General features: G+C 60.7%; 1 protein-coding gene. It reads left to right on the forward strand.

The features are described 5' to 3' along the window. Positions 1-192 precede the first annotated feature (192 nt). A partial coding sequence (locus NW837_RS15490) for a glutamine synthetase beta-grasp domain-containing protein (protein ID WP_414332562.1) occupies positions 193-776 on the forward strand: 584 nt, incomplete at its 3' end.

Consider the following 776-nt stretch of genomic DNA (forward strand, 5'->3'; position numbering starts at 1 on the left):
CCCCTGATTGGGGTATAATATAGCCGAATCGTGCAGTCGCTCCTCGCTGCATCGCAACGAAGCGTGCAGACCCCCTACGCGCTGCCCGATTGCCCGCACCTGTCGGCGACGAAGCCGCCTCAGCATGCGCGCACCCTACGCGCGCCCCCTGGCAACACGCCAGAAACCAAAACTAAGTCAGAGGAGGATCGTATGAGTCCACGCGAAGCAATAGAGTTCGCACGCGAAAATAACGCGCGTGTGGTCGATGTCAAGTTCACCGACCTGTTCGGCATGTGGCATCACTTCTCGATGCCGATTGAGGCGTTCACCGAGGAGATGTTCGACGAGGGCATCGGGTTCGATGGCTCCTCCATTCGCGGCTTCCAGTCCATCAATGTCTCCGACATGCTGCTGATGCCCGACCCCGAGACCGTGTTTATGGACCCGTTCCCCGAAGTGGCGACGGTCAGCGTGATTTGTAATGTGGTGGATCCCATCACGCGCGAGCGGTACACGCGCGACCCGCGCTATGTGGCGCAGAAAGCGGAGACCTACCTGCGCTCGACGGGCGTCGCCGACACCGCCTACTTCGGTCCCGAAGTGGAGTTCTATGTGTTCAACGATGTGCGCTACGCGCAAGGTGCACACTTCGGCTACTACTACATCGACTCCGACGAGGGCGAATGGAACACGGGTCGCGAGGAGAAGCCGAATCTGGGCTACAAGATGCGTCTCAAGGGCGGCTACTTCCCCTGCCCGCCCGCCGACACGCTGCAAGACCTGCGCACGGAGAT

The sequence above is a fragment of the Synechococcus sp. R6-10 genome (genome assembly GCF_047461815.1).
Taxonomy (GTDB): Bacteria; Cyanobacteriota; Cyanobacteriia; order Thermostichales; family Thermostichaceae; genus Thermostichus.